Annotated in this window: 2 protein-coding genes; both read left to right on the top strand. The window is 62.7% G+C overall.

What is annotated here, in order from left to right:
• Positions 1–1,657, top strand: a 1,657-nt coding sequence (locus P1U75_RS02775; RefSeq protein WP_300239528.1) for an FAD-dependent oxidoreductase, incomplete at its 5' end; no start/stop codon positions are given.
• A 26-nt stretch (positions 1,658–1,683) separates the two neighbouring features.
• Positions 1,684–3,204 carry an AMP-binding protein gene (locus P1U75_RS02770; protein WP_152467131.1) on the top strand — a complete coding sequence of 507 codons (1,521 nt, stop codon included), beginning with the start codon at positions 1,684–1,686 and terminating at the stop codon, positions 3,202–3,204.
• The last annotated feature ends 637 nt before the right edge of the window (positions 3,205–3,841 follow it).

Here is a 3,841-nt window from a genome sequence, read left to right as displayed (position 1 = left end):
CCGCGCCCCGATCAACCGTTTCATCCCGCGTGAAATGACCGAAGCCGACATTCTCCGTACCATCGAGGATTTTGCCGTAGCGGCCGCCAATGCGCTGGCCGCAGGCTTTGATGGCGTCGAGATCATGGGGTCCGAGGGATACCTGATCAACGAATTCACCGTCACCCACACCAACAAGCGCCAAGACGACTGGGGCGGCAGCGCCGCGAACCGCCACCGATTCCCGGTCGAGATCGTGCGCGCGGTGCGCGAACGTTGCGGCCCCGACTTTCTGGTCATCTACCGGATTTCGGCGGCCGATCTGGTCGAGGGCGGCGCGCCCGCCGAAGAAATTGCCGCACTGGCCCGCAAGATCGAGGCTGCGGGTGCGGATATCCTGAACACCGGCATCGGCTGGCATGAGGCCCGCGTGCCGACGATCGCCTACCCGGTGCCGCGCGGTGCCTGGCGCAAGGCGGCAGCCAACGTCAAAGCGGCGGTGTCGATCCCGGTAGTCGCCTCGAACCGGATCAACACACCCCAGCTTGCAGAAGACATACTTGCCTCTGGCGATGCGGACATGATCTCGATGGCGCGCCCGTTTCTGGCCGATCCGCATTTCGTGAAAAAGACGCGCGAGGGCCGCGCAGACGAGATCAACACCTGCATTGCCTGCAACCAGGCCTGCCTGGATTTCATTTTTTCGGACCGGCCGGTCGGATGTCTGGTCAATCCAAGGGCCGGGCGTGAAACGGAATTCCGGGATACGCCAACCGACACGCCAAAGAAAGTGGCCGTCGTTGGCGGTGGTGCCGCGGGCATGGCCACAGCCGCCGAGGCGGCACGGCTGGGCCACGATGTCACCCTGTTCGAAGCGCAGGACAAATTGGGCGGTCAGCTGAATCTGGCCCGCGCCGCACCAGGCAAGGACGAATTCGACGAAACCCTGCGGTATTATGCCGGTCAGATGCAGAAACACGGGGTCACGCAGCGTCTGGGACAGCGGGCAGAGGCGAGCGATCTTGAGGGATTTGACCATGTGGTCATCGCCACCGGGGTCACGCCGCGCATTCCCGACCTGCCGGGTATCGACCATCCCAGCGTCGCGACCTACGCCGAAATTCTGTCCGGTGACCGCGAGGCGGGCGACCGTGTCGTGGTGATGGGGGCGGGGGGCATCGGTCATGATGTGGCCGAGTTCCTAGTGACCAAACCCGCCGAGACCGCGAATTCCGACGTCTTTTGCGAAACCTGGGGAGTGGACCCCGAGTTTGTCTCCTCGGGTGCCCTGGCGGGCGACCCTCTGGCACCGAAGCCGTCGCGCCGCAAGGTCGTCATGCTGCAGCGCAAGACCGCTAAACCGGGCGCGGGGCTTGGTGTTTCGACAGGGTGGATCCTGCGCAACGCGCTGCGCAAACATGGGGTCGAGGCAATGGGCGGGGTGACCTATGAACATATCGACGATGCGGGGCTGCACATCGTCGCGGACGGAAACCCGACGGTCATCGCAGCCGATACAATTGTGCTGTGCACCGGTCAGGAACCGGAACGGGCCCTGGCCAAAGAGGTTGTAGCGCGCGGCGTCCCGGTTACGATGATCGGCGGGGCAAAGGAGGCCGCCGAACTGGATGCGCTGCGCGCCATTGATGAGGGCGTGCGCCTGGCGCAGGATCTCTGAACCGAGGCTCGGGCAAGGGGGAAACTATGCTGACCGACGTCATCCGCGCGGGGCGCGCTGATCTGTATTCGATCTTTCGAACCCGCGCACATGACTGCGCCCGCGCCCTCGCCATCGAGGACGGCAGCAGAAAACTGACCTATGCAGAACTGCTGGAGCGGGTCGATCGTCTGGCGGCTGTATTTCTGGCACGAGGCGTGGCGCCCGGAGACAGGATCGCGATCCTGTCGCATAACCGCTCAGAATACCTGGAGGTCGAACTTGCAGCAGCGGGAATCGGCGCGATCGTCGCCTGTCTGAACTGGCGGCTTGCCCCCGATGAACTGCGGCACTGCATCGATCTGGTCGAGCCGGTTCTCGCGGTTGTCGAACCGGAACTTTCAGAAGCTTACCGCGCCGTCGCGTCGACACCCTGTCTAACCGTCGGGCCAGACCTGGAAACGGCCATTGCCGGGGTCGAGCCGGACCCGCGCACCGGAACCATGGTTGACGACCCCGAGGCCGGTCTGACGATCCTCTATACCTCGGGGACCACGGGCCTGCCCAAGGGGGCGCATATCAGCCACCGCGCGCATATCGCCCGATCCATGGTTTTTGCGGCCCAGCTGGCGCTGGATCCCGGCGACGGGTTCATCGCCTGGGCGCCGATGTTCCACATGGCCTCCACCGATCATGCGCTGGCAACGATCCTGCGGGGCGGGACCGTGGTGATGGTGGACGGGCTGCAGCCCGCCGTCATCAACGAGGCGCTGTCACGCCACAGGATCGGCTGGTTCGTGATGATGCCCGGGGCACTGGAGGCTTTTATTAACGAACGGCACGCCAACCCTTTGCCGCTGAAGGGGATCAAGGTTTGCGGCGCAATGGCTGATCTGGTGCCGCCGCATCAGATCGCGGAACTGACCGGTCTTCTGGACACGCCCTATCTGAATTCCTTCGGGGCGACCGAAACCGGCCTGCCGCCGGGAACCGCCGATCTGATCGCGCCGGGTGTGACCCCGGACCGGCTGTCCAAGCGCATCAGCGCCTTTTGCGAGGTGCGGCTGGTCGATCCCGACGACCGCGAAGTCCCCGATGGAACGCCGGGCGAAATGGCGCTTCGGGGTCCGACGCTGTTTTCCGGGTACTGGAACGCCGACGACACCAATGCCCGTGACTTTCGCAACGGCTTTTTCCACATGGGCGATCTGTTCCGGCGCAATGCGGACGGCACCGTCGACTTTGTGGATCGGGCGAAATACCTGATCAAGACCGGAGGTGAAAACGTCTATCCGGCGGAAATCGAACGTGTGCTTCTTTCTCATCCCGATGTGATCGATGCCGCCGTGGTAAGGGCCTTCGACGCGAAATGGGGGGAAAGCCCGGTGGCCTTTGTCGCCTGTGACGATGACGGGCCGGATGCCGAGGCGCTGCTGAACTTGTGCCGCGAAAGCCTCGCTGGCTATAAGCGACCACGCGAAATTCGCTTCATCGCGTTCGAGGATTTTCCCAGATCGACCAGCGGCAAGATCCAGCGGCATATCCTCGAAGCCCGGCTCGCAGATTAATTTTCGCTCTGACCCGATCGTCAGCCAGCCACGCCAGTTCGCCCCAATAGCGATAAAAGCGTTCTTATCCTCGTTGCCACGAGCTTCTTATCCCCGCCCTTTGGAGTAACCCCCTGAACGTGATCCACCATCTGGGATAGATTGACCCGCGATTGATGCGCAGCCCTCTGTCGGACTACACGGCTAGGGTTTTCCGGGTGTTTGAGCTCAGGAGGATTCGTAGATCCCTGAGCCATTCATCAGTGCGATCGGTGGTTTGTTCCCGGTTGCGCTGTGGGGGCAGCAGTAACCCGGCGCATCGCACCGACGGGCATGGACTGCCGGCAATTGCCGGTTGGGGCTGCTGCGGGCCTTCAAGGGAAAGTCGGCGACTATCCGATGTGCGGGACAAAGCGGACTTTCGCCAAGCGACCTCAAACGTCCGGTTCTGTACTGCGGCCCGACAAAACGATATCAAGTGATCAGCGGTCAGCCGATCGCACCTGTGTAACTGTCTTCTTCGGCCCTCCTGTCTGCATGATCTGGGACAGGTAAGAATTGCGCCGTCTGATGAAGTCACGCAGAAGGGTCGGGTAATCTTCACTGACGGCATTCTTCACAGAAACCCGACGCTCCAGTTCATGTCGCCAGGCCCTTA

This window comes from Antarcticimicrobium sp. (genome assembly GCF_029212575.1).
Taxonomy (GTDB): domain Bacteria; phylum Pseudomonadota; class Alphaproteobacteria; order Rhodobacterales; family Rhodobacteraceae; genus Antarcticimicrobium.
The sequence above is the reverse complement of the archived record's forward strand: the minus strand, read 5'-3'. Positions and strand labels throughout refer to the sequence as shown.

Coding starts and splice junctions, on each gene's coding strand:
- P1U75_RS02770 (WP_152467131.1), top strand. CDS start 1,684: ATGCTGACCGACGTCATCCGCGCGGGGCGCGCTGATCTGTATTCGATC.